A 25,526-nucleotide genomic window follows, 5' to 3' on the forward strand; every position below is an offset into this window, starting at 1 on the left:
AACCAAACAAGTTCACTAATAATATGCCCAGTCCGCCAGAAAATAACAACAAAGCGTCTATCATGTGGTTCAGACAAGATTTACGCGTGAAAGACAACCCTGCACTCATCAAGGCTGCTAAACAAAGCAAAGTATTGCCGGTGTATATTTATGATACTAGCGTGCCGCAAAATGCAGTGTTAGGCGGCGCGTCTAAATGGTGGCTACATCACGCGCTTGTGGCTTTGCAGGAATCGCTGGACGGCAATTTGTTGGTATTAAGCGGAGATCCACAAGAGATTTTACTGTCGTTGTGCACTCAGCATAACATTTCTAGTGTGCACTGGAATCGTATGTATGAGCCTTGGGCAATAGCACGCGACACCGCCATTAAAAAAGCACTCAAGGCCAGTGAGTGCGATGCGCTAAGCACAAACGGCAGCTTACTATGGGAGCCCATGCAAGTGCTGAAAAAAGATGAAACACCCTATAAAGTATTTACCCCTTATTATAAAAACGGCTGCTTAAATGCCCCGGATCCCCGTTATCCGCAGCGCAAACCGCCGTTATCATTCATGGATGACATGGACGAAGTGAAGGGATATCAAGGCGTTGACAGCCTAGCCCTTCTTCCGCGTGTTAACTGGGATTTGCATATGCAAGAAATGTGGAATGTCAGTGAGCAGGGCGCGCAGTGCAAGCTAGAGTATTTTATTAAACAGGCCATTGAAGAATATAACGATGACAGAAACGTACCGTCTGTTGCCGGCACATCACAGCTTTCTCCGTATTTTCATTTTGGTTTGATATCGCCAAATCAAGCATGGTATGCAGTGCACGACGCCTTTAATGGCAGTCGCGAAAATAAGGGAGTGTACGTCTACTTAAGTGAGCTTGGCTGGCGAGAATTCTCTTACTATTTGCTATTTCATTTTAACGATATTCAAAATAGAAACTTCAACACGAAATTCGATAACTTTCCGTGGGTGCAAGACAAAGAGGGTTTGCGTGCTTGGCAACAGGGAAAAACCGGCGTGCCTATTGTGGATGCGGGTATGCGAGAACTTTACCAAACCGGCTATATGCATAATAGAGTGCGTATGATAGTCGCGTCATACTTAGTCAAAAACCTGTTAATTGACTGGCGTGAAGGAGAGCGGTGGTTTTGGGACTGTTTGTTAGACGCAGATTCAGCGAGTAATTCAGCCGGTTGGCAATGGGTCGCTGGCTCTGGCGCAGATGCCTCTCCTTACTTTAGAATATTCAATCCTATTTTACAGGGTGAAAAGTTCGATAAAGAAGGCGCTTATGTTAAAAAATATTGCCCGGAACTAAGCAAGCTTGGCAAAAAGTTTCTGCATAAACCTTGGGAAGCCAGTGAACAAGAGCTTTTATCTGCCAATATTGTGTTGGGTAAAGACTATCCAAAACCGATTGTTGACTTAAAAAAATCTCGTGTAAGAGCACTCGATGCGTACAAGACGATTAAGTAAACAGTATTAATTCAATAGCCCATTTGCCGTAATCTTCGGAGCGTAATTATGTCAACCCTTTGCTTGTTATTAGGCGATCACCTTAGCCTAAACATGTCTTCATTAAGCAGCATCAATAAACAAACCGACACGGTATTATTGTGCGAGGTGAAAGCAGAAGCCACCTATGTAAAGCATCACAAAGCCAAAATTGCATTTTTGTTTAGTGCTATGCGTCACTTTGCCATATCCCTGCAAGATAATGGTTATAAAGTCGAGTACGTTCACTACAACGATGAAAACAACCAAGGCTCGCTGTTCGCTCAGGTACAATACATGGTGAAACAGCTCGGCATTGAGAAGGTGGTGCTAGCTAAACCTGGTGAATATAGACTATTTCAAGATGTTGAGACGTGGACTGCAAAGCTTAACATTCCTGTGGTGGTAAGAGATGACAATCGCTTTATGGCCAGTGAACAGGATTTTACTGATTGGGCAGAAGGTAAAAAACAGTACCGTATGGAGTTTTTTTATCGTGAGGTGAGAAGGCGTTTTAATATTCTGATGGATGATAAGCAGCCCGTAGGCGGAAAATGGAACTTTGACGCTGACAACCGAGAAAAGTTACCTAAAAACTTATCACCGCCCGAGCCAACTACGTTCCCCCCAGATGCAATGACTAAAGACGTCATCGCTTTAGTGAAAGAAGAGTTTGGCGATCACTTTGGCGATATTAACGACTTTCATTATGCGGTTACCAGAGAGCAAGCCTTAGAAGTGCTAAAGGTGTTTATAGCCGATAGGCTGCCCAAGTTCGGGACTTACCAAGACGCTATGGTGCAGGATCAAGCGTGGATGTATCACTCACATGTTTCGTTTTACATAAACGCAGGCATGCTGCACCCTGAAGAAGCAATACTGGCGGCGCAGGAGGCTTATTATAGCGGGCATGCGCCCATTAATTCAGTGGAAGGTTTTATTCGGCAAATACTCGGATGGCGTGAGTACATGCGCGGTTTTTATTGGTACTTTATGCCAGGCCTAAAAACGGATAACTATTTGCAGGCGGTAAACGCGCTTCCCGAGTTTTACTGGGACGGTAAAACCGACATGAATTGTTTGAGCCAGTGTGTAAAGCAAACTAAAGAGCATGCCTACGCTCATCATATCCAAAGACTCATGGTACTGGGTAATTTCGCTTTATTGGCAGGGCTTGATCCTGAGCAGGTAAACGAGTGGTATCTGATTGTATATGCCGATGCTTACGAATGGGTAGAATTGCCCAATGTAAGCGGCATGATCTTATACAGCGACGGCGGTCATTTGGCCAGTAAGCCTTATGCGGCAAGTGGTTCATATATTAATAAAATGTCTAATTACTGTAGCCATTGCCACTACAGTGTGAAAGAAAAAACCGGTCCGCAGGCCTGTCCTTTCAACTACTTGTACTGGGGCTTTATTAATAAACATAAAGATAAGTTTGAGAAAAATCCACGAATGGCCATGATATATCGTACTATGGCAAAAATGGACCAAACCAAGCTAAGCCATATGCTAGACGACGCCGACAAGTTCATCATTAAATTAGAACAGAATGAAAAAGTCTGATTTACCCACTAAAACCTGCTTGGTTTGTTCCTTGCCCTTTACGTGGCGTAAGAAGTGGGAGCGAAACTGGGACAGCGTGAAATATTGCTCCCAAAGATGTAGGCGCAATAAGCGGGGATGACTACTTTTCGTTTTTGACAGGATAATCATGCCAATGAGCAAGATTAAAATAGATTTTTTATACTAAGGCCCACTAACAAGGCAAAACTAAAGCTCAATAAAGTCCCTAGCATAATATACTCAGTTAATTTTCTGTCGTTTTGACGGCGCATATCGCCAAATCTAAAGACACTTTTGGCGGCTAATAAAAAACCTATTGCGGCAAATTGACCCAATAAAAAAAAGTAATAATTAAAAATCGCTCGAGTGCTCCTATGTATTCCCCCGCGGTTTGTAAGCCTGAGTTTTCTTGAGTTGCTGCTTCAAACTGTTGAAGGTAGGGTCTTAATAGCAGTTGAATTAGGATTGACAGTGGCTTATAAGCGAGCAGATAGCCAATAATGATAGCGAAAACACCGATGGTAAATTGCGTTTGCATGAAGCTTAGTATACTGGCAAACGTTATTCCCGACAGCCACAAGCTGACACCTAGCAAGATGAGTAAATGGCCCGTTTGGTCTAACACAAAATATTTAGTCGTAAAGCCCATATAGGTTTTCCATATGTCAATCATGTAGTGAGTCACAATAATAATGAGCAAGGCTAAGGCCAATTCGCTCGACAGCGCTACACCGCCAACATATAAAGCAGTAAAGGTAAGCAAGGTATGCACGCTCATGTGCTTGAGTAGGCCCACCGATTTTATCTTATATTTTACTTTATCCATTATCCACGAATAAGGCTGTAGATAAAAATCGGCCACAATATGTGCTAGCACTAAGCAGGCAAATAACATCATAAAATCAGCTCCTTTACGTTGTCTTCAAAATAATATATAAATTGTTTGATTAAATCGGCATTACCACGCAGCAGATGCGCGTTAACATTTTGCCGCGACATATCAAGTAAGGAGGCAATTTTTTTTTGTTCAGGAAAATCGTGCTTAATGTACCAGTAAATAACCAGCGCCTGCTTGGCCGATAGCCCAGTAAGAATCCGATTTAAAAAAGCCAAACTCAAATAAGACGCGCGATTAAAGGACTCTACATACACGCCTAGTTCTGCGCTGTTTACGCTGTCTAATTTACGCCCGGACTGCACAAATACATCGTCCATTCTATCATGCAGGCTAGTCACAGGCGTACTAATAAAGCCAAGTGCCAAAGATTGGGTAATATTGACAGGAACGTTAAGAGTCGACAACATAAAGAGTTTTAATAGCAGCGAACTGCGCAGTGAGGAAACGGCATTAGGGTACATAATTTGAAATGCGTCACCTCGGTAGAACTCAATAAGACTGTCTTGTTCTGTTTGAATATTACCTAGACATTTTTTTAAAGAAGCCATTGTTAATGCCAGTTGATCCACTGGTATTGAGGTTGAACCCACCAGATCGCTGGTTTCGACTGCTATAAGGTTTTTCATTCTTGTTACTCTATTTACATTTTACGCTACATACTGAGTATGCAATAAGGCGACACTAGGTGCAAACGAAAATAATTGCTTTACCATACGCAATTGATTTAGATTGCATCACAAGCTAGCTAACTTTTTAGGCTAAGTGCAAGTGGTAAAAGCAAAAATATTGTAATTGTTGAGTGTGCAAACGAGCGTACTTAGTATTCATTTCGCATATTACTGCTTTAACAAGTCATCGCAGCATCATTATTGTATACTTTAACTAAGCCATACCTCTACAACAGTAAAATTTATGAAAATTATCGTTGATGCAGACGCTTGCCCAGTTGTCATTAAAGAAATATTATTTAAAGCAGCGCAGCGCACCGGAATATCGCTACTATTAATCGCCAATCATGCGATGAAAATACCGCCTAGCAGCAATATTCAGTTCATACAGGTGCCTGGAGGATTTGATATTGCCGACGACGAAATAGTTGAAAGAGCCCAAGCAAATGACTTGATAATAACGTCTGATATACCGTTAGCAGCAGACGTTATTGCCAAAGACGGCTTGGTGCTCTCTCCGCGCGGCGAAGTGCTCGATAAAGAAAATATAAAGGGGCGCTTAACCACGCGCGATTTTATGGATACAATGCGCGCAAGCGGCGTGCAAACTGGCGGGCCACCGCCTATGAGCCAACGCGAACGCAAAGAGTTTGCCGGGCATCTTGACCGTTTTTTAGCAAGCATCGCGCGTTAGCGTATTGTGGGTTAAGCAGCAGCCTAGCAAAAGCGATGGGCTGAAACTGCCTGCCAGTATCATAAACATCGGTATTAAAAGCGCAGAAAAAAGCGGTAAAGCTGCACAAAGCCAGTTTAGGTAAGCAACCGCGATAGAGCAGTCTAATGTAGTATTGTTGCTTTCTACTTTACAGATGGACAAATTTAATGAATAGTAAAAAGGCCTTAAGGTTACTGATAGATATAAAGATTTTGCCTTCTCTTTTACTGCAGAAAATTCAACGTCCTAACTCGATTTAATTTACGACGTTTATCTCGCTAAATTTAATTCAATCTGCTTTCACCACTTGGTGCCCGGTTCTGTTTTTTCTAAGCAGACTAAGCCATCAGTATAAATGTTTACTTTTTTCAATTGTTAATAATGCGCCAATTACGCATTATTAACGTCATTTCTTTGATACCATCAATAGTATAGAAGACCCACTGAAAGTGTTCATAATTATATTATATCACCACACATATTTTAAGGTAATTTAGCCAATGGAAATGGGTATTTTGGTCATATTGGTTTGCGTAGGCGGTTATTCAATGCTGGCTAAACGCTTATCTTCAACGGTTATTACCGCGCCAATGGTGTTCATCACCCTTGGTTTTTGTGTGTCCTACTTTGGTATTTTGCAAGTAAACGATTTTGACGAAGTGCTATACCTAACAGCCGAAGTCGCGCTTGTTGTGCTTTTATTTTTAGATGCATCACAGGTAAACCTGAGACACTTACAAAAAGAAAATAGCTTACCTCTGCGCATGTTGACAATTGGTTTACCGTTTGCCGTTTTGCTAGGCACTTTGGTCGGTATGTTGTTTTTTCCTACATGGTCACTAGCACTTATAGCACTTTGCGCAGCCATACTTGCACCTACCGATGCCGCCCTTAGTCAGGCGGTTATCACTAACAACATAGTACCTGAAAATGAGCGCCAAACCTTGTCGGTTGAAAGTGGCTTATACGACGGCCTTGCGCTACCGGTCATTTTATTTTTTGCCAGTTTTTTAACCCTGCATGAAACACAATCAAGCAATTATATTAAGTGGTTGGCCCAAGGCGGTAGCCAAATTCTTATTGGTGTTTGCGTTGGTGCAGCAGTGGGTTACGTTTGCGGACGCGTGTTTTTATTTGGTGAATCGCACAAGTTTTCCTCCAGTATTTTTGAAAGTATTGGTGTACTGGCCTTAAGTGGCACCGCTTATTTAAGCGCTACTATGTTGGGTGGCAACGAGTTTATATCTGCTTTTGTGGCTGGCCTTACCTTTGGTCAATTAGTTAAAGGACACTGTCGATTCATTTATAAATTTACTGAATCTGAAGGACAAATATTGGTTTGGGCTGCATTTACGGCCATTGGCATTGGTCTGTTACCGCAAGCTATAGATCAGCTCACGTTACCGGTAGCCGGATTTATTCTTGTGAGCTTGTTTTTTGTGCGTCCCATCGCCATCTACATATCATTATTAGGATCTAAAACCAAACCTGTCACGCGTTTGTTCATGGGCTGGTTTGGCCCAAGAGGCTTAGCCACCGCTTTGTTTGCTTTGTTAGTGTCGCGTGAAATATTACCAGAGCATAGTCAGGCGGTATTGGTTGTTGCCATTAATGCAGTTTGGATGAGTACACTACTGCACGGTATGTCAGCGGTTTTTTTAGCCAAACGCTACGGACAATTTACGGCCAAGAAACGTCGCTAATGTGTTAAAAGGAGCATTTTATGAAAAACCATAGCAGTACTGGCAAAGACCAGTTAGAACATCGTCTTATTGTTGAAGGCGCAAGTTGCGCCAGCTGCGTGAGTAAAATTGAAAAGGCGTTGAGTAATATACAAGGTGTGCAAAGTGCCCAAATGAATTTTGCACAAAGAACCGTCACGGTGGTGTGCAATGTAGCCGATGCTTCATTAATTTCATCTATAGAAATAGCAGGTTATAACGCAAAGATTGACACTAGCGAGTCAGAAGAAGCGATTGATGAAAAAGACAAAGTAGACGCTCAATACTATAAAGAGCTAATGCGTGATATGTCACTGGCACTGCTGCTGGGCGTACCGCTCATGATTTATGGGTTCACTATTGGCGAAATGACCGTCAACACGAATACCGAAAGACTCGCGTGGTTTGTAGTTGGTCTATTAACATTGGCGGTTATGGTATTTCCAGGCCGCCATTTTTATGTGGGAGCCTATCATTCGTTTAAAAATCATTCTGCTAATATGGATACGTTAATCGCGCTTGGCACGGGAATCGCTTGGTTATACTCAATGATGGTGGTTGCCTTGCCTGATTTGCTGCCACTAATGGCGCGCCATGTTTACTTTGAAGTGAGCGCCATGATAATAGGCCTCATTAATCTTGGCTTAGCGCTTGAAGTTAAAGTGCGAGGTAAAACGAGCCCAAAATTCTAAACCGCCTATTGGACGCTTAGCGGATGTTATTTCCGCCTTCTTTGTCCCTACTATCAAGATTATCGCGGTATTAAGCGCAATGGCTTGGCTGAACTTTGGGCCAACACCCAGTATTGCTTTTGCCATGGTTTCGAGTAGGCTCGGAACATTCACTGGCAATGGCAATTGTTGATAGCGCTAAAGAGCAGGGCATAGATCCGCGAATCATTAGCGATTTTATGTCAACTGCAGGGCAAGGCGTACAGGCCACTTTAGATAACAGCTCGCTTTTATTTGGAAGTGAACCTTGGGGAGTTGAGTAGTCGAGTAGTAATGTCAATAATCCACACTTAGGATTAGAAAAACAGCGTTAATTAGGCGGGACTTAAAATGTCTCGCCAAAGAAGCAATTAGTCTATAATGTGCACAATGTCAGTTAATATGCAATTTTTAAAACTCGCACAAAGGAGCAAATCAATATGTTTGATTCATCAACTCTAAAAGATAAAGTGGTTTTTATTGCTGGCGGTACCAGCGGTATAAATCTTGGGATAGCCAAGGGTATGGCAGCAGTAGGTGCGAAGGTGGCTGTACTTGGCCGAAACTCAGACAAGGCGCAGGCAGCCGCGCAAGAGATTACCCAAAGCGTTGAAAATGCTAGTGGGCACAATGCAATAGCCCTGTCTGGTGATGTTAGAGATCCCGAACAAGTAGAGATGGCTTTACAGTCTTGTGTTTCACAACTGGGCAAAATTGACTGTTTAATTTCTGGTGCCGCTGGGAACTTTCCAGCACCGGCTTTGGGGATCTCACCAAAGGGTTTTAAGACGGTTGTCGATATCGATCTGCTTGGCACATATAATGTGTTTCATTTAGGCTTCAAGCATATTAACAAAGGTGCTTCATTAATCGCGATAACGGCTCCACAGGCAGTAACAGCAATGCCGTTTCAGGTTCATGTTTGTGCAGCCAAAGCCGGTATTAATATGATGATTAAATGCTTAGCACTTGAATGGGGTGCATCTGGCATTACGGTCAATGGCATTTCGCCAGGGCCAATCAATGGCACTGAGGGCGCCGAGCGATTAGCACCTACGCCTGAAGCGAAAGCAACAATGGTGGGCCAGATTGCTAGCAAGCGGTTTGGTGAGACCAAAGACATAGCCGATGCCGCAATATATCTTGCCAGTGACATGGGTCGCTATATAAATGGGACTATTATGACAGTAGATGGAGGCACAGAACTTGGAGACGCTAGTGCAGATTGTCTTATTGTTCCATCTCGCTAATATAAGCTTTATTGACGCTAAATATGCTAATTTATCAACTTGATGCAAATTGTGAACATCTATGTTCAAGGAAACTGCAAATGCATCTATACTCATGGCGATGGCACTGTGGTTACTTCAATGATCGGGATTAATAGTTATAAGCGTTTTATGGCGCATATTTGACTTTATCTACCGACGGTTGGAAAGTCGCTAGGACGAGTCTACAAACCCGCAACGAAAACAATAAAGCTGACGCTTGGGAAATACAAACACTGCATGGCTTCAATGCGCTATATCCTAATGATCTTGCAACTGGACATGTATTAGGCGACGTAAGAGGCGCATTGACTTTGAGCAATGGCCTTAAGTAGATTTTGGCTTATTGAGTAAACTAATTAGGCTAGAGGTGTCGTAGCGATTGCCGCCGCGGGCCTGAACCTGCGCATAAAACTGATCTACGAGGGCAGTAACTGGCAGGGCGCTTTTATTTCTTTTAGCCTCGTCTAGCACAATACCTAAGTCTTTGCGCATCCAGTCTACTGCAAAGCCAAAATCAAACTCTCCTTTTATCATGGTGGACCACCTATTCTCCATTTGCCAGCTTTGCGCAGCGCCTTTGCTAATAACGTCTATGACTTTGTCTACTTCTAATTCAGCATTTTGGGCAAAATGAAGGGCTTCAGACAAACCTTGAACCACACCGGCTATGCATATTTGATTGACCATTTTAGTTAACTGGCCTGCGCCAACAGGGCCCATAAGCTGATGCTTTTGGCTATAACAATTTAAAAGCGCAATAATAGCGTCATAATGCCGCTGATCACCGCCCAGCATAACCGTCAGTTTACCATTTTGTGCACCGGCTTGACCGCCAGACACGGGTGCGTCTAAAAAGCTTATGCCTTTATCGCCGCAGGCGTGCGCTAATTCGCGCGCAAGCTCGGCAGAAGTGGTGGTATGGTCAACCAAAATACTGTTGCTGGTCATAGAGGCAAGTACACCATCTTTTCCTAGCACAACTTCTTTAACGTCAAAATCGTTGCCAACACACAAAAATACCACTTGGGCGTGTTCACATGCTAATGCGGGAGTCGCCTTGCTATGTCCGCTGTAGCTTGAAAGCCATGATTGAGATTTACTGCTGGTACGGTTATAAACCGTAACGTCATGCCCGGCGCTTGCTAAATGACCTGCGATAGGAAAACCCATCGCGCCTAAACCAATAAACGAAACTTTCATTTAATATCCTTTTTATCGTAAATAACGTGAAATAATAGTTATTCTATATAAGCTACACGACTCCCTGCGCAATCATCGCGTCAGCTACCTTAACGAAGCCAGCTATGTTGGTGCCTTTCACATAGTCAATATATTCGTCATCGCCTTTTCCATATTTGACACACTGTTTATGGATTTCCTTCATTATATTGAGCAAACGTTCTTCTAGTTTTTCAGCCGTCCAACTGTATCCAATTGAGTTTTGGCTCATTTCTAAACCAGATACTGAAACGCCGCCTGCATTAGAGGCTTTGCCTGGAGCAAATGCTATTTTGTGACTATGAAGAAGACGGACAGCATTGGGCGTGCAGGGCATGTTTGCCCCTTCTGCTACTAATATACAGCCGTTATCTATAAGTGCTTGCGCTTCTTCTTTATTTAGCTCGTTTTGAGTAGCGCAGGGAATTGCAATGTCGCAGCTTACTGACCATGGTCGTGCGTTTGCCACGTACTTTGCATCAAAAGTGTCTGTATATTCTTTGATACGTCCACGTTTGTTATTTTTTAAATTCATTATAAAATTGAGCTTTTCGTCATCTATACCATCCTCATCATAAATATAGCCAGAAGAGTCGCTCATTGTGACTACTTTAGCGCCAAGCTCTATCGCTTTTTTGCAGGAAAATTGAGCAACGTTGCCCGATCCTGAAATAACAACCACCTTATCATTGAGCGTTTGCTGCTTAGTCTTTAGCATTTCCACAACAAAGAATATGCATCCATAACCCGTTGCCTCTGGCCTAATTAACGAGCCGCTGTAAGACAAGCTTTTACCAGTTATTACTCCCGTAAACTCATTCTTTATGCGTTTGTACTGACCAAAAAGATAGCCGATCTCGCGTCCGCCAACGCCAATATCGCCCGCAGGAATGTCGGTGTTAGGCCCAATATGACGGAAAAGTTCGGTCATGAAGCTTTGGCAAAAACGCATTACTTCGTTGTCTGACTTTCCTTTTGGATCGAAATTTGATCCGCCTTTAGCACCGCCAAGGGGAAGGGTGGTTAAGCTATTTTTAAAGACTTGCTCAAAGGCTAAAAACTTTAGCACGCTTAAATTAACTGAAGGGTGAAAACGCAAGCCGCCTTTAAAGGGGCCAATTGCGCTGTTCATTTCCACTCTGTAGCCTCGATTAACCTGAACGTTACCGATATCGTCTACCCACGGCACCCTGAAAATAATAATGCGTTCTGCCTCGACCATTCTTTCAAGAATATGATTTCCCCGATATTTTTCATTTGCATGAATAAAGGGAATGATACTGTTGGCTACTTCGTCTACTGCTTGTAAAAACTCGGGTTCGTTAGGGTTACTGTCTTTAACGCGTTGAATAAATGCGTTAATGGTATTTTTTACCGATGGGTTATTTGTCATTATGCCTACTTTATTGCACCTTGAGGTGTTGGTTAAAACAGCGGTCAATTTGCGTGTAATAAATCGATAAAAAGATAATTGAGCGCGCATTATTGTTGGAAAAGATTACTATAGTAGATATTTTGATTACACATTGTATTATTTTAATAAGTTGACACTATGTAAAAAAAATATCAGTTTTCGGTAAATAATGACCTTAGACACGACGCTGATTAAGTAATTAGGCGGTGCGACTATAGTTTTTGTGTTAATCTTTAACCGTAAAATTCATCGCAATTATAACACCATACAAGCAGGAGAACCCATTATGCTAGTCACTTTTTCTAATCGTTCGCACGGTGACATAACAATGTTCGGCGATGTGGCCGTTAACTTACTTAAATTTATGGGGCACAGTGGTAAAGTACCAGGCGCGTTTTATGCGCAAGATGTCCCTGCCGCGCTAGCGAAACTCGAAGCTGAGATTGAATTAGTTAAGGAATCTGCACAATCACAAGAGCAGGAACAAGACAGTGACGATGAAACTTTTGATGTCAGTTTATCCAAGCGTTCTCTGCCATTAATTGATTTGCTGAAAGCGGCAATTCGTGACGAGACTAGCGTAATGTGGGTCGATAAGCGCTAAATTCTCATTAAATGTACGTCATAGCAGCAGCACTTTACATCCAAGTAAAACTAGCACAATACCCCCAAAAAGTTCAGCCTTATTACCCAACCAATTAGAAGTTCGTTGGCCTAAGTGTACACCTACATAACTGAATATAAACGCAGTAATGCCTAATAATAAACAGGCGTAAACACCGTTCGCGCTCATTACTGTGAGTGTAAAGCCTGCGGCGAGAGCATCTATACTTGTGGCAACTGCCAGTAGTAACAAGGCATAGTGAGAATATGTGCGCGATGTCGAGCTATTTTTATCTGCAAAAAAGATAGCTTCATAAATCATTTTAAGACCAATAATGACCAGCAATATAAATGCTATCCACTGAGCAAAACTGCCAAGCCAAGCTAATATTGCGATACCGCCAAAGTAAGTAAACAGGGGCATGATCCCTTGAAACGCCCCAAAATATAGAGCTGCAAGCCATGCTAATTTTCGCACGCGAGTGATATCGCGGACGCCTATCGTTAACGAGACTGCAAATGCATCCATACTCAAGGCAACAGCAAGGGTTATGACGTCAATCATGGTGACTATTTGTTATTTTCATGTTGTGATTTTTTAGATGTTAGATTTTATTACACTTTAACAAAGTATAACCGAAACTATGCGTAAATGATGTGGGTATTAATGATGTAATCATCCGTTTGCAGACGGCAACGGTAGAATGGCACAAGCAATATCTGGACACGCTTTATGAATAAATACAAATGTTTGCAGCTGGCGATTTGCTGCATTTAGAAAAGCTGAATAAAGTATTGTCCTAGCTGGAACATAAATAAAATTTTGCTTTCATGAAAAATTCAAAGGATATGAATTGGTCTGCTTAATGATGTGTAGGCTATTGTTTAATATAACATTACATTTATTCACATGTTATACACGAATAGTTCCAGTTATTATACACAGATATTAAAATGGCGTATAATGTATATTATGTTAAATAAGAACTTATCAAGGTTTAATCCACAATTGAGACTGTTGTGAAATTTATCGTATGATTAAGTAAAAGTGCCAGTAATTGCATTGCTCCCCTCTTTTTTACTCATCTATTTTCTATTTTAAATAAAAGTGCCTGTAATTAATCTGAATTAAATAGATAAAATTCAATTGGTTAGGAGCGTTATTAAGTGAAAATGACAGTAATTCTGAGCCTTAGGATTTTAGTATCACAAAATTGTGGGTTTTAAGGGACGCATCTGTTGAAATTAACAAGCGGTAAATCATTTATTACTTGGTCTGAAAGCTCCCGATGTCGGATAATTTTAGGATTTATATTGCTGTCATCTTGTGAGTGACCCTTGGTGGGTTTTATAGTACGTAATAACGGGACGTGATTACTTCAACTAGGTATAAATTGCAACTTCTGCACACTGTCATGTGCCTATTTTTGAGCAGCCGCCTGCGTGAAATGTAAACAACTAATTTACATAGAACAGCCGAAATAGACTATCCAAAGTATGTTGTTCTGGTCAAGTCCAACCAGGCACCCTACTCAATTTTCAACGCTTTTTTAACGATATTCAATTTCATTATCAATGCTTCGATGATGCGTGGCATTTTTAAAATAAAAATATATTAGGAGATTAAAAAAAGCTTACCAACGTCAGTAATTGGTGGTTATACTTTTTTATGCAAAGATTCTTATGTCTCGTATGGCACGTTAGATGAGCTGTTATGCCCGTTTGGTAAAAAACATAATACTAAGTGTATTACCAAGACAACAAATACAGCTGCATCCAATGGACTAGTTTACTTTACATTACGGGATAGATTTGAAAATAAACTAGAAAGTCCATTGATTAAAAATATTTCAGCGCATATAGGGTTAGGCGTTGAATATTTAAGAGAAATATCTATCTGGACAAACACCGGGAATGTCCAACATAGAAATGAACTTAAAATAATGTCTATCTCCTTAAGTGTCGATGAAGGTTTGTTGGTGCTAACATCAGTTAAAAAAAGTGAAATTGACAAACTAGAAGAAAGTAAATCAGACAAAATGAGAAAGGTTTAGGCCTAAAGAGTTTGGCAAAACATAAGCGAATAGTTATATATTCGACTGGTCAAATATTGAGCCTTAGACAAAGTAGTATCGACCAGTAAAAATGGAATAAACCATCTTCATAATTTCACCTTTTCTAATGACCGCAATATATCGATTGCGGCCTTTTTAGCCGGAGCAAGAGTGACAATTTAGTGGCAAAAGCAGTTTGCTTGATGTCGTTATAGGCATTGCAATACTCCTTAATATTATTGCAGTTGCGGTTACAGGTGTAATATTGCCGGTAGTACTGTCCAAGTTGAAAAATGACCCAGCCCTGTCGGGCCCAGTCATTTTAACTACCGTTACTGACATTGTGGGATTTGTCGCATTTTTAGGCCTAGGCAGTACTTTTCTACTGTAAGATGTGGATGACAATACCCTAATGGCATGAGCTTACCCCGCCACATATGTTCCATGAAAACCTAGAGGCAAGGTGCGTTTCATACTAGCTTGTGCGATGGGTCCGGCCTGCAAATTATTCGCTTCAAACACATTAACACCCGACTTTTTGTGTGAGCCTACATCTAAAAACGTTTGTAAAATATACCCAGCATGGGTTTCACTTGCGCCTGCTATCTGCTGCGCCGTTACCAAAATAGGCTCTTCGACCATAACCCCTTTTGGATAGCGATAACTGTCTACTTCACCATCATATGGGGTAAACGCCATCAGCGTATCGGCATGCTCAAGCGCTTGTTGACTGTGGCTAACGCCATAAATCGTACTATTTTGCATTACTGCTCGATCATCAAAGCCAGGAAACTCAAGTGTAGTTTGGCTTTTCACTAACTTTGCTTGGCCAGTGCGCATATTCGCTACTACGGTTGCAGCAAATGCCCGATCAGCGTTAATCTGATTACCAGAGCGCATCAGCTCGCTCATGCCTTGTTGCATCAAATTGGCATTGTCATACCAACACATGTTGACCTGCAAATTTCCGTTTTCTTCAGTAGCATGTCCAAAATGAAAGACAAACCCGGCCGGCAATTCAAACCACTGCTGTTGACTCAAGTCATCTTTGTTGACCACTAATAGCCTCGCTCCTAGCTGTGGCTGCCACTGAAATTTATCAACAAACGTTTTTCCTTTACCATTAGTGAAGGTATAAGGCGGCACAACAAATACAAGTGATTTTTCAGTTTGTGCAAAATCATGCATGAAACCTCTAAAAGGTAAGTCAATCACTTGGGATTTTTGCAGCCCTTTTTTAGGTTCAATATAGTAAACAATTACTTTACCGCTCTTACCCGCATAGGGCGCAAAGCCGCAATTCCACATATTGCCATCTTGATCTATTAATGGATGAGCAGAAAAAGGCATATTAGCTAATTCGTCATGCCATGTTTTTATGCCTTTCGTTTGTAAGTTTTCGGCGTCTAGACGATATGCTGAGCCTCCTTCCCACAGCGCAAGAAGTTCACTATCCCACATTTGCAATGCGGTATTGGCAGTATTAATAGTGTCGTTATTGCGCCCTGGTAGCGCATTTTCAATGACAGTTCCGGTGCCGTTGTATAGGAACCTTTGTGCTTTTTCTTCTTGTTTATATTTAAATGTATGTACGTATTGACCCGAGTGCGTAATACCGCCATCTTGTATCGAAAATTTTTGTACCATACCATCACCATCAAACCAATGCTGATAACGTACCTTGTCTCTTTGTAGCTTAGCGGGACCGTTACGCAAATAATTTCCGTTAAGCCCATGCGGCAATTTACCCTCGACCTTCATTTTTATGGGCGCAAAACTATCTTGTTCAACCGACTTCCAGCCTAGTTTCCAATCGTAGTTTGTTGCAGCGAAACATTTGCTAGCGCCCATTAATGTGCTGCTAATGCCCGCAACCGCAACGGTACTTAAACTTTGTTTAATAAAATCACGGCGTGGCAAGCTAGCTTGGTTCTTATGGCTGTTAGTAGATATCATTTTGATGCTCCAAAGGCATATTTTGTTATAATAGATAGTACTTAAATTTTGAAGGTCGTTTAAACTGCGCAAATTGACTAGCGCACAATAATTTCTATTGCTGATATGCCATCAACCGCAAACGCGGCATCAATGAAGTCAGGCTCACCGAATTTACCGACATTGTTGCTAAAGCCATATCCTTCTTGTGGTATACCAAACATATTAGTATCCATTTTGCCATTGTTGTTCACATCATGAAAAAGCTTAATAGCATAGGTTCCTTTTTCAAGATCCTTAAATGTATAACTCACTTTTTGCGCGCTAGCAGGCACGCTTGCATATTGAACAGGACTACCTTCACCTTTGTAATTAGCCTTCGAGTTGTATAAGGCAACCATTAAGTTACCCTCATTTTTTTCGATATGTTTAAACGTCACATTGAGTTGACTCGTTGTAGCGCTAACGCATAACGCAGTACTCAATAGTGTTACTGTAAGTAAAGTATTTAGAAGTTTCATTTTATTCATCCTGTTGGTTTAGTTGACAGGTGTAGAATAAGCAAAAAAGCACTTGTGCGAATGTGCCAAAGGTTGTTTTATTTAATGTGACTTTTGGCCTATCAATCTACAAAAGCGAATGCATCTTTACCATAACGAATATTCAAGGCATCGGTTAACTGAGCTTTGAGGACCAAAGCCATCGTTTTCAATTTCGATTAATCCAATAACACTCGCATCAAGAGCAACTAAGGCTTCAACTATTTTCACCAATCGTTCTTCATACTCTTTAAAGGTATCTGCGCCGCGATATAGCATTAGCAAAGTGACTCCACTAAGCGCGATAGAGCGACAAATAGCCACCTTCAAAAAACTTAGGATCAAGCCAAATAAAATAATTAAAAAACAAAAAGGCAAAGGCATTAGCCAAATGCTAATTAACTTTTTGAGGATGAATCCGACTTCTATATTTTACCTTTATTAGTTTTTATTATATCGCGGTATCTGATGTCAGCACCACGGGACTAAAACTACTGTATGCTTGCTTACCCTTATATGTTTTTACCCGCTGGACATTTAGCGTCGGGTACAACGTCGGATTATCTAAGACATAATTAATGCTCTCGTGCTGCTGAATATTTGCGTCTAGCCATACCTTTAAGAATTCATCATCTGTAGGTAAAAAACACGGAAAAGCTTTATCATGATAAGGCGCCATTTTTGGGTGTGTATCACGGGTAATAACCGCGCAACTGTACTTACCGTTGCTATGTTTTTGATACAGCACCCCTAATATAAACACAGCCCCACTAGACATATAATATTGGTGCTTGGTCTTGCCCACTTTTTTTGATTCACCAAGGCCAGTCGCAAGTAAAATAGCCCTTTTACATCGAAGACTATGCGACCAGTAAGGACTCAATAAGTTACGCGCATTGAAAGTTGTTCGAGGACCCACTATTAAAAAATCATCTTTAACGCTGCAGTCAAACCACCAGGTAGCGCTAACTTGCTTTAGAGTACCTTCTTCTTCAATGATGATATCAACCGTCTTATTGGGCTCTTGACCAAACGCAGGATAAAACGATTTATAAGAATCTGACAAGAAAGGACGCAACACAGCGCTGGTCATTAAGTATTGATCTTTACTTATTCCGGCACCATCAATCTCAACAAATCCACACATTTATTTTCCTATAAAATCAAGACCCCTTGATTTCTTTTTTACCTACTGGTCCGGTATCGAGGGGCATTGAACAACCCAAACATTCAGCAACGGCTCGCAGCACTTCATGTTCTTGTGGCGAGTATTCGTTATCTTGCGTGACTGCAAACACACATAATTGTATTACCTTTTCTTTTACATCAAAAGCCAATACCCTTAAAACACTCACTGCGCCGGCAAAATCTTCGATTGATACCTGAGCTTGCTCTCTTAACTGTAAATTACGAAGATAAAGTAAGTGTTCAGCTTTATTTAAAATAATAGGATGCTGACTCGGCTCGCAAAACTCATTGACCAGTACACTTAGCATCGTTTCAATATGCTTTCTAAGCGCGTCAATAGAAAGATATTTGACTTGTCTAGTGTCGGCTGTTTCAAATTCTGTTTTTAAATATTGCGCAACAATATTGGTAATAGACCATTCAAAAATACTCAAGGTATTATTAAAAAAGACTAAATAGCGCATTTGTTCAAGCATGCCTTCATAACGCAGACTGGGTATTTGACGAAGTTGCGGTAACGCGATTTCGAGCAAAGGAAGTCTATATTCTATTGGTAGGTCATATACCAAGTCACCAATATCGCGGGTGGTACAATATACTTCAGTTGGCAAGTAAGTTGACAAATATTGCCATTGTTTACCGATAACAGCATCATCTTGCATGCCCTCTTTTTTGTCATGCGGCTTATCTGTTAGCAATAATGCATACACATATGCTTGCGCGCCAGTAGGTGTGCGTACCGCGGCTATCAAAGATTCAGGTATTGCTTGTAAATAGGCTTTAGCAAGATCTAGTTGAGATTGATCAATCTGTCCAATGCCTGCGGTGAAGGCCAAATGGCTTTTCACGCCTTTACTGATATTTTGCTTAGGCACTTGCTGCTCGGCTTTGTGACTCCTCGAACTGCCTATAAGCTGACTAATACCAGCAGCGTTCGCGGATATTTGTGCATTATCTAAAACCCGCGTATTTTCAAATTTACCTGACCAGTTAGGCTGAAGCTGCTTGATACGTTTACCTAAGGGAGGATGTGTAGAAAATAAAGACGTAACCTTGTTAGTTAGTGCGTTTGAAAAAAACGCATGACTCATACTTTGTGCTTCAGCCGCATCAAGTTTCGAGCCTGGCTTATAACCACCGATCTTTTTAAGCGCATTCGCAATACCTTGGTTATCGCGGGTAAATTGCACCGCCGAGGCATCGGCTAAATATTCTCGCTGTCGTGATACAGATGCCTTAATAGCGTTCCCAAAAAATGTACCGCCATAGCCAATAACGATTAAGCCTAAGCCTAAAAACACCAGTTTACTGCCATCTTTAGAGCGACCTTTAAACGCCGATGCGCGCATAATGAAATAGCCAAGCAGGCCTATTAATAAAATTCCGTGCAAAATGCCCATTAAACGCATATTCAAGCGCATATCACCGTGCACAACATGACTAAATTCATGCGCGATTACGCCTTGTAATTCTTCGCGATTAAAACAATCTAATGCCCCCTGGGTAACCCCAATAACGGCGTCGTCAGTGCTAAACCCGGCAGCAAAAGCGTTAATTGCAGCTTCTTTTTGAAGCACATATACTTGTGGTACCGGCGTACCTGAAGCAATCGCCATTTCTTCTACTACGTTCAGCAGTATTTTGTATTGCAGATTATCGCTTGAATGCGTCACTAAGGTGCCCCCAAGAGATTCGGCCACTACTTTACCACCACTCGAAATCGCCACAGTTTTATATACGCTCCCGACTAATATAAAAACAAAAACAAGTGCCCCAATCACGCCAAAAACTTGCCAATCAAACTGGTTTTTAATGTAATCAACCGTGAACGGCTGGCCTTCAAGGTTCAGATATCCATTTAGACCCATAAAAAGAAAGTTGGTCAGCACAATTAGTGAAAAAACCGCCAAAGCAAAGAGTAAAATCAACTTTTTGGTTTGGCTACGCGCTTTGGCCTGAGATTGAAAAAAATTCATTAAGTCACCTAGCTACATTGCTTGAAAAACAAAACCTGTAAAGCCTTTAACTAATGGCCTTAAAATGACACTTTAGGCGCAGCTTGGATAGCCGCGCTGTCTTCAAATTCGAGTAAACTGGCATCTTGTGCATGACCGAACATGCCTGCAAAAACAGTCTGCGGAAAGCTTTGTTTGTAGGTGTTGTAGGCTAGTACTTGGTCATTATAGGCCTGGCGTGCAAAACCTACTTTGTTTTCAGTGGATGTAAGCTCTTCAGACACTTGCATCATATTTTGATTGGCTTTTAAATCAGGATAGGCTTCCATAACTACGTTCAACTTACCCATTGCCGAGCCTAATATTGCTTCAGCACCCATTAGCTCTTGCATTGCACCGGCATCGCCTGGCGCGTTTGCGGCACTAGAAAGTCCTTTTTGCGCTTGATTACGAGCAGCAATAACGTCTTCAAGCGTTTCTCTTTCATGACTCATATAGGCTTTAGCTGTTTCAACTAAATTGGGAATAAGATCATAGCGACGTTTTAGCTGCACTTCAATTTGCGCAAAACCATTTTTGAACTGGTTTTTTAGCGCAACCAGTTTGTTAAAAATAGTAATAACATACAGCACTATTAAAACGGCAATTACGATAATAACAATAGTACTAATACTCATGTAAGTTTCCTCATATAAAATTTATGTGCACATAATAGATCATCGAATTGTAGAATAAACGCTTATTCATCTATGTACAACACGCCAAAATTGCAAAAGTACTCGTTTACCGACGTCAATTAATTACACTAGCTATGTTCAGCCAACAATTCACTTTTTACACGGCATTTAGCCATGGTGTCTTGGTTCTCATGGTATTGGCTAATCGTAATTGATGCCGCAAAGTAGTTAATAAAAAAGGCGCAAAGTTGCCTTGCCCCAGCATCTCCTTTGAAAGAACACAACGTAGCCTCAAGCACACGAGAAAAGCCCGAGTCATTTTGCTTATTGGTTACATTGTTCATAAACGCATTAATAAATATAAATTAAGAGGATTGCTGTCTGCTTACAGTCTTCCGTACACAAAATGGCATTGTCAACTTTCCGAATTTAGATGATGAGAATAAGTTTTCAGTAGCTTATGCTAAATCCTGAGCGCAACTTAACCATAAGAATAAAAGCAGCCAATCAAATCGAGTGCACCAGGCAAACTGATATCGCCGTGCTTTATATATGCTATTAGAATATTTTCAAGCACATACCAATTCTGCTCTTCGAGATGAAACTTACCGGCGGGCACCTGCTGATACAAATATGTGCGGCTGGTTTTATTGTGTACGGCATGTTTGCGCTGCACTTGCTACCACAAAGGCCTGGTTTTTTAGTACTATTAGTGTCGGCCCCTCATCTTTTAATGGGCCTTGCATATGCATTGTCATCGCCTGAAGCGTCGGCGTTTTTGTATCCATTGTGGTCTATAGAACTTATGCTAATCGCCTGTTTATATGCGTATTTAGGCATTAAAACAAACAATATATTGTTCAAAATGACTTAACCTTATGTTAGCAAATGGCGCACTAACACTTACTTTTCGTCACTACCGAAACAAGCTTCTTTAAAAGTGAAAGTTATCCAAATCTGTTTGACTTGAATTACTATGAGGCGATTTTACTCAGTATGAATTGGCTAATATTAGACGCGGTATATTTGTGGCGCAAGCAGTATACCAATAAGCCAGGTTTGCACTGGGTATACGGCACAATATTAATTACGAGCAGCGCACTACTTCATAGTTACCTTAGTGTGCGCAGTAATCCATTCATCGTTTATCAAGAAACCGGATCAGGTATATTTTCTGTGTTGTATATTAATGGCTTTATTCGAGGCTTATACCACCTTGCACTTTCTTTTGTTGCATTTGATATTGGCCAACAAGAACACTACGTCTATTCAATCGTGTGGTTAGTTATTGCCGCTGGCCTTATTGTGTTCGCGCAGTCCTCTAATAAAACGCTTATTAATAAAGTAGGAACTAGTTTTCATTGCAATGACTGGGAGCAAAATTTCGACTTAGGTAATAAAACGGTCGCGATTATCGGCAGTTTTGCTAGCGCAGTTCAAATAATTTCGGCAATAGTAAACAAGGTTAAAAAGCTTCATTTAGTGCAAAGAATACCTCACTGGATATTGCCTAGGCCGGATTGGACCATTCCTATACTTTTGCGTAAGCTTTTCGCCTTAGGGCCTATTTACACTCTTATTAGAGGGCTCACTTATTGGCTTTTAGAGTTACGCGTAATCGCTTTTAATTGGCTGTAAGCGTATCTTAATATCGAACACTTATTATCCTGCCTTACAACAAGCTAACTGCACACTGCATGATCCCCACGACCATATAGTTGAATTTACTGCAAAGGGTATTCGCTTTGAAAAGTCAGGTGAAACAAACCTTGATGTTGTCATATTTGCAACAGTGTATAATGCGGTTGACGCGATGATTTCTTATTCTGTAATTGGTAAGAACGGACGAAAGTTATCATGCCAATGGCAGGAATACCCGCGGGCTTATTTAAACACCAGTATGCCGAATTTCCCCAATCACTTTGTGGTAACAGGGCCAAATACTGGCATTGGACATACCAGCGCAATATTTGTGATAGTATTTCAACTTATCTATATAATGCACTGCATACATGAAATTATTGGTAATAAAGCGCTGGCAATAGAACCCAGTGAAATAGCAGAAAGCGAATATACCACTATGATCCATCGTGAAATGTCAAAAACAGTATTGTCTTATGAACAATGCACAAGCTGGTATCAAAATGCGCAAGGTAAGGTTATTGCCATGTTTCCGGGTTTCACGTTTACGTTTCTTCGTATGTGCAAAGCATTTAAACCACATCATCACATAATTAAAAGGTAGCCTATGTTTCTTTTATTTTTAACAATTGCGTTTATCGTTTGGTGTCTTTTTTATACCAAACATCATGGTATAGGTAAGTTTATATATGAATCTAGCAATTCGCTGGAAACAAAAGCAGCTAAATTAATTCATGTAGCGCAAACCAAAAACGGCGAAGCGTTTTCGTACCTGACGAATCATCAGCCATCAAAACCTCCTATGCTGCTGCTTCACGGCTTTAGCGCTGACAAAACCATTTGGCTTAAATATGCCAAGCTAGCGAGTAAAGATTATAATCTATTCATTCCCGACTTAATGGCCCACGGTGATATTCAATATAATGAGCAGCAAAATTATAGCGCTTATGAGCAGGCCAAATACGTAAGGCGTTTTTTGGATATCATTAATTTAAAAGAGCCAATTAATATTGTGGGTAATTCCATGGGAGGTATGATTGCGGCTATTCTGGCCAAAGTCGACACTGCCAACAATGACGATGATCATAAAGCCATTGCGATAAATAAGCTTGTACTGCTAGACCCAGCTGGCGCTAAAACAGAATTGGCCTTGCAGCGCAAACAAGAAGAACACAATCCTTTTGCACACGACAGCGTAGATGAGTCTATTGCATTTTTTGACCTCACCATGCACAAGCCCCCTTTTGTGCCGCCTGCGGTGAAAGCTTATCTTGCGCACACTAATTTTCTATCAAGAAAAGAGCAGTTAACGCATATGCTCACTGATTTTTTTAATCCTGACGAATTTTTCGATGTGCCATTCACGACTCGCGCTAATCACATAATTTTAATATGGGGCAAAGAAGATCAGCTTCTGCCTGTATCTGATGCTCAGCACTGGGAAAACCTGCTTGGCTGTAAAGCGTCAGTACTTTGCGGCATTGGCCATATGCCCATGGTGGAGTGTCCAAAACAAACCTATTCATTCATACACTGATTTACACCTATATGCATTAGGTTTTGATAGAGTAGCCTGCAAATACATGTATGCTTAATACATAGCGTTAGGTCTATTTAACTGATTACATTATTAACGAGCCGGTAATCTTAGCTATGGAATTTATACTTTTACTGATTGCTTTTATATTCGGTTTTGCCTGCAAAATAATTAAGATGCCTCCCCTAATAGGTTTTTTGGCAGCTGGTTTTGTGCTAAACGCGATGGGCTACACGCTAGGTGCAGGCTTAAGTACTATAGCCAATTTAGGCATTACCGTAATGTTGTTCACTATTGGGCTTAAACTCAATATAAAAGACCTAGGAAAGACCGAAATTTGGTTTACCAGCCTCGCCCATGCTTTAGTTTGGGTACTAATTGTGTGTCTAATTATACTGCTGTTTATTAACTTGTCGTTGCCCCTCATTAGTGACCTAACTATTCAACAAGCTGCATTAATCGGCTTTGCTTTTAGCTTTAGTTCTACTGTGTGTGTTGTCAAAACTTTAGAGGAGTCGGGTGAAAGTAAAACACGTCATGGCAAAGTGGCTATCGGGATATTAATTATACAAGATATCTTGGCGGTGCTTTTTTTAGTTGCGGCTACTGGAAAACTGCCCTCTATTTATGCACTGGGACTATTTTTATTAATTCCGGCAACGCCCATTTTACGAAAACTACTAGAAGAGGCTGGTCACGGCGAACTGCTACCGCTAAGCGGATTGGTATTTGCATTAGGCGGATATTTCTTGTTTGAGCTAGTGGGCGTTAAGGGTGATTTAGGCGCATTAATAATAGGTATATTGTTGGCTCGCAGCACTAAAGCCGCTGAATTATCCAAATCGCTATTAAGCTTTAAAGATTTGTTTCTAATTGGATTTTTCTTATCTATAGGATTAACCGCGATGCCTACCCTGAACATGGTATTAATAGCGCTATTATTTAGCTTGTTACTGCCAATAAAGTACCTTTTATTTTTTAGCTTGTTCGCCGGCGCTGGCTTACGGTCTCGTACTTCCTATTTGACCAGTTTAGTAATGTCGAACTACAGCGAATTTGGCCTTATTGTGATTGCCGTGGCAGCAAGTGCAGGCATGTTGGGTAACGATTGGCTGGTGGTAATGGCAATGAGCGTTTCGTTTTCGTTCGTCATATCAAGTGTTTTGTATAAACGCTCACATAAGCTTTATATCAAGATAAAAGATAGCTTAAAGCGATTTCAGTTATCAAAAGTGCTGGCAGAGGATCAATACCCTAGCATGAGCGAGGCTGAGGTCTTAGTTATTGGCATGGGACGTGTTGGTAAAGGCGCGTTTAAAGCTCTTAACAATACTTTAGGCAATGTAGTATGGGGCATGGACGCGGATAGCGATCGCGTAAAGAGTTTAAAAAAACGCGGACAAAATACCATTGTAGGCGACGGTGAAAATATTGACCTTTGGGAAAATTTAGACATCTCCAATATAAAATTAGTGCTGTTAGCCTTACCATCAATTGACGACTCATCAAGCATCACTGCACAACTGCGTCAGGTCAACTACAAGGGGCGTATAGCCGCTATAGCCCGATATGAAGATGAAGTAGAATTCTTACTTGGAGAAGGCGTAGATCGCGTGTTTAACTTTTTCAACGACGCTGGTCTGGGTTTTGCTGAAGAAAGTATTTCGCTTCTGGATGAAATGGAAGTCGCCCAACCAAGTAACGCTAAGGATATGTAAAGATA

27 protein-coding genes and 3 pseudogenes are annotated in these 25,526 nt (G+C 41.1%); 18 read left to right on the forward strand and 12 right to left on the reverse strand.

Annotated elements, in window-relative coordinates; genetic code table 11:
• The first annotated feature begins 23 nt into the window (after positions 1-23).
• The 3 genes from BAE46_RS00440 to BAE46_RS14190 are packed head-to-tail and all read left to right on the forward strand — an operon-like array spanning position 24 to position 3,180.
• A complete protein-coding gene (locus tag BAE46_RS00440) occupies positions 24-1,472 on the forward strand; it encodes a cryptochrome/photolyase family protein (RefSeq protein WP_238528935.1) in 1,449 nt (482 codons plus the stop codon).
• A gap of 48 nt (positions 1,473-1,520) precedes the next feature.
• On the forward strand, positions 1,521-3,059 hold the full coding sequence (locus tag BAE46_RS00445) for a cryptochrome/photolyase family protein (protein WP_083256749.1): 1,539 nt from the start codon (positions 1,521-1,523) through the stop codon (positions 3,057-3,059).
• Positions 3,046-3,180, forward strand: a complete 135-nt coding sequence (locus tag BAE46_RS14190) for a DUF2256 domain-containing protein (protein ID WP_081483890.1) — start codon at positions 3,046-3,048, stop codon at positions 3,178-3,180. The genes BAE46_RS00445 and BAE46_RS14190 overlap by 14 nt, the downstream gene beginning before the upstream one ends.
• A 192-nt stretch (positions 3,181-3,372) precedes the next feature.
• On the opposite strand, the gene BAE46_RS00450 is transcribed toward BAE46_RS14190, so the two are convergent.
• Together BAE46_RS00450 and BAE46_RS00455 are read right to left on the reverse strand one after the other, a co-directional pair.
• Positions 3,373-3,957, reverse strand: coding sequence for a DUF3307 domain-containing protein (locus BAE46_RS00450; RefSeq protein ID WP_244884967.1), 585 nt, complete (start codon positions 3,955-3,957; stop codon positions 3,373-3,375).
• Complete coding sequence (locus BAE46_RS00455; RefSeq protein ID WP_006003565.1) at positions 3,954-4,583, reverse strand: sigma-70 RNA polymerase sigma factor region 4 domain-containing protein; 630 nt, start codon at positions 4,581-4,583, stop codon at positions 3,954-3,956. The genes BAE46_RS00450 and BAE46_RS00455 overlap by 4 nt, the downstream gene beginning before the upstream one ends.
• Positions 4,584-4,869: 286 nt before the next feature.
• Between BAE46_RS00455 and BAE46_RS00460 the strand changes: the two genes are divergently transcribed.
• The 6 genes and pseudogenes from BAE46_RS00460 (at position 4,870) to BAE46_RS00480 (ending at position 9,374) form a co-directional block, all read left to right on the forward strand.
• Positions 4,870-5,319 carry a YaiI/YqxD family protein gene (locus BAE46_RS00460; RefSeq protein ID WP_006003567.1) on the forward strand — a complete coding sequence of 150 codons (450 nt, stop codon included), beginning with the start codon at positions 4,870-4,872 and terminating at the stop codon, positions 5,317-5,319.
• Between the two features lie 521 nt (positions 5,320-5,840).
• Positions 5,841-7,043, forward strand: a complete 1,203-nt coding sequence (locus tag BAE46_RS00465) for a cation:proton antiporter (RefSeq protein ID WP_070111488.1) — start codon at positions 5,841-5,843, stop codon at positions 7,041-7,043.
• 20 nt (positions 7,044-7,063) lie between these two features.
• Positions 7,064-7,889, forward strand: a pseudogene (locus tag BAE46_RS00470) (cation transporter); the annotation flags it as partial.
• Positions 7,890-7,911: 22 nt separating this feature from the next.
• Positions 7,912-8,055, forward strand: coding sequence for a hypothetical protein (locus BAE46_RS15150; RefSeq protein WP_425307084.1), 144 nt, complete (start codon positions 7,912-7,914; stop codon positions 8,053-8,055).
• Positions 8,056-8,211: 156 nt separating this feature from the next.
• Positions 8,212-9,021 carry an SDR family oxidoreductase gene (locus tag BAE46_RS00475; protein WP_006003578.1) on the forward strand — a complete coding sequence of 270 codons (810 nt, stop codon included), beginning with the start codon at positions 8,212-8,214 and terminating at the stop codon, positions 9,019-9,021.
• A 161-nt stretch (positions 9,022-9,182) separates the two neighbouring features.
• Complete coding sequence (locus tag BAE46_RS00480) at positions 9,183-9,374, forward strand: hypothetical protein (RefSeq protein ID WP_006003581.1); 192 nt, start codon at positions 9,183-9,185, stop codon at positions 9,372-9,374.
• Here the strand turns inward: BAE46_RS00480 and BAE46_RS00485 are convergent.
• Positions 9,367-10,242: an NAD(P)-dependent oxidoreductase gene (locus BAE46_RS00485; RefSeq protein ID WP_006003583.1), complete on the reverse strand. Its 876-nt coding sequence runs from the start codon at positions 10,240-10,242 to the stop codon at positions 9,367-9,369. The genes BAE46_RS00480 and BAE46_RS00485 overlap by 8 nt on opposite strands.
• Before the next feature lie 52 nt (positions 10,243-10,294).
• Positions 10,295-11,653: an NADP-specific glutamate dehydrogenase gene (gdhA, locus tag BAE46_RS00490; RefSeq protein ID WP_141567200.1), complete on the reverse strand. Its 1,359-nt coding sequence runs from the start codon at positions 11,651-11,653 to the stop codon at positions 10,295-10,297.
• Between the two features lie 307 nt (positions 11,654-11,960).
• Here gdhA and BAE46_RS00495 point away from each other — a divergent pair, with 307 nt between their 5' ends.
• Positions 11,961-12,278 (forward strand): DUF1840 domain-containing protein, encoded by a 318-nt coding sequence (locus BAE46_RS00495; RefSeq protein ID WP_070111654.1) that lies wholly within the window; start codon positions 11,961-11,963, stop codon positions 12,276-12,278.
• An 18-nt stretch (positions 12,279-12,296) separates the two neighbouring features.
• On the opposite strand, the gene BAE46_RS00500 is transcribed toward BAE46_RS00495, so the two are convergent.
• A complete protein-coding gene (locus BAE46_RS00500) occupies positions 12,297-12,842 on the reverse strand; it encodes a manganese efflux pump MntP (RefSeq protein WP_006003590.1) in 546 nt (181 codons plus the stop codon).
• 106 nt (positions 12,843-12,948) lie between these two features.
• Between BAE46_RS00500 and BAE46_RS15155 the strand changes: the two are divergent.
• The 3 genes and pseudogenes from BAE46_RS15155 to BAE46_RS00510 all read left to right on the forward strand — a co-directional run.
• Positions 12,949-13,014 (forward strand): annotated as a pseudogene (locus tag BAE46_RS15155) (Fic family protein); the annotation flags it as partial.
• 1,098 nt (positions 13,015-14,112) lie between these two features.
• Positions 14,113-14,331, forward strand: coding sequence for a hypothetical protein (locus BAE46_RS00505; RefSeq protein WP_070111490.1), 219 nt, complete (start codon positions 14,113-14,115; stop codon positions 14,329-14,331).
• A gap of 193 nt (positions 14,332-14,524) precedes the next feature.
• Positions 14,525-14,722: pseudogene (locus tag BAE46_RS00510) on the forward strand (magnesium transporter); the annotation flags it as partial.
• A 32-nt stretch (positions 14,723-14,754) separates the two neighbouring features.
• On the opposite strand, the gene BAE46_RS00515 reads toward BAE46_RS00510, so the two are convergent.
• The 7 genes from BAE46_RS00515 to BAE46_RS00545 all read right to left on the reverse strand — a co-directional run bounded on the left by BAE46_RS00515 (position 14,755) and on the right by BAE46_RS00545 (position 20,969).
• A complete protein-coding gene (locus BAE46_RS00515) occupies positions 14,755-16,287 on the reverse strand; it encodes a carotenoid oxygenase family protein (protein WP_070111491.1) in 1,533 nt (510 codons plus the stop codon).
• A 77-nt stretch (positions 16,288-16,364) separates the two neighbouring features.
• The gene (locus tag BAE46_RS00520; RefSeq protein ID WP_070111492.1) at positions 16,365-16,787 is read right to left on the reverse strand and encodes a DUF2141 domain-containing protein; all 423 of its coding nucleotides are present in this window, start codon (positions 16,785-16,787) and stop codon (positions 16,365-16,367) included.
• A gap of 126 nt (positions 16,788-16,913) precedes the next feature.
• On the reverse strand, positions 16,914-17,084 hold the full coding sequence (locus tag BAE46_RS14685) for a hypothetical protein (RefSeq protein WP_006003603.1): 171 nt from the start codon (positions 17,082-17,084) through the stop codon (positions 16,914-16,916).
• 172 nt (positions 17,085-17,256) lie between these two features.
• Positions 17,257-17,952, reverse strand: coding sequence for an SOS response-associated peptidase family protein (locus tag BAE46_RS00530; protein ID WP_006003607.1), 696 nt, complete (start codon positions 17,950-17,952; stop codon positions 17,257-17,259).
• A 16-nt stretch (positions 17,953-17,968) separates the two neighbouring features.
• On the reverse strand, positions 17,969-19,969 hold the full coding sequence (locus BAE46_RS00535; RefSeq protein ID WP_006003609.1) for a M48 family metallopeptidase: 2,001 nt from the start codon (positions 19,967-19,969) through the stop codon (positions 17,969-17,971).
• 59 nt (positions 19,970-20,028) lie between these two features.
• Positions 20,029-20,625 (reverse strand): LemA family protein, encoded by a 597-nt coding sequence (locus BAE46_RS00540; protein ID WP_006003611.1) that lies wholly within the window; start codon positions 20,623-20,625, stop codon positions 20,029-20,031.
• Between the two features lie 128 nt (positions 20,626-20,753).
• The gene (locus tag BAE46_RS00545; protein WP_070111493.1) at positions 20,754-20,969 is read right to left on the reverse strand and encodes a hypothetical protein; all 216 of its coding nucleotides are present in this window, start codon (positions 20,967-20,969) and stop codon (positions 20,754-20,756) included.
• Positions 20,970-21,223: 254 nt separating this feature from the next.
• Between BAE46_RS00545 and BAE46_RS00550 the strand changes: the two genes are divergently transcribed.
• The 5 genes from BAE46_RS00550 to BAE46_RS00570 all read left to right on the forward strand — a co-directional run bounded on the left by BAE46_RS00550 (position 21,224) and on the right by BAE46_RS00570 (position 25,521).
• Positions 21,224-21,499 carry a hypothetical protein gene (locus tag BAE46_RS00550; RefSeq protein WP_070111494.1) on the forward strand — a complete coding sequence of 92 codons (276 nt, stop codon included), beginning with the start codon at positions 21,224-21,226 and terminating at the stop codon, positions 21,497-21,499.
• A gap of 122 nt (positions 21,500-21,621) precedes the next feature.
• The gene (locus BAE46_RS00555) at positions 21,622-22,263 is read left to right on the forward strand and encodes an NAD(P)/FAD-dependent oxidoreductase (RefSeq protein WP_051987273.1); all 642 of its coding nucleotides are present in this window, start codon (positions 21,622-21,624) and stop codon (positions 22,261-22,263) included.
• 175 nt (positions 22,264-22,438) lie between these two features.
• A complete protein-coding gene (locus BAE46_RS00560) occupies positions 22,439-22,870 on the forward strand; it encodes an NAD(P)/FAD-dependent oxidoreductase (protein WP_141567202.1) in 432 nt (143 codons plus the stop codon).
• 3 nt (positions 22,871-22,873) lie between these two features.
• Positions 22,874-23,803 (forward strand): alpha/beta fold hydrolase, encoded by a 930-nt coding sequence (locus BAE46_RS00565; protein WP_006003619.1) that lies wholly within the window; start codon positions 22,874-22,876, stop codon positions 23,801-23,803.
• A gap of 116 nt (positions 23,804-23,919) precedes the next feature.
• Complete coding sequence (locus BAE46_RS00570) at positions 23,920-25,521, forward strand: cation:proton antiporter family protein (RefSeq protein WP_006003621.1); 1,602 nt, start codon at positions 23,920-23,922, stop codon at positions 25,519-25,521.
• The last annotated feature ends 5 nt before the right edge of the window (positions 25,522-25,526 follow it).

Source organism: Glaciecola punicea, from assembly GCF_001756615.1.
Taxonomy (GTDB): Bacteria; Pseudomonadota; Gammaproteobacteria; order Enterobacterales; family Alteromonadaceae; genus Glaciecola; species Glaciecola punicea.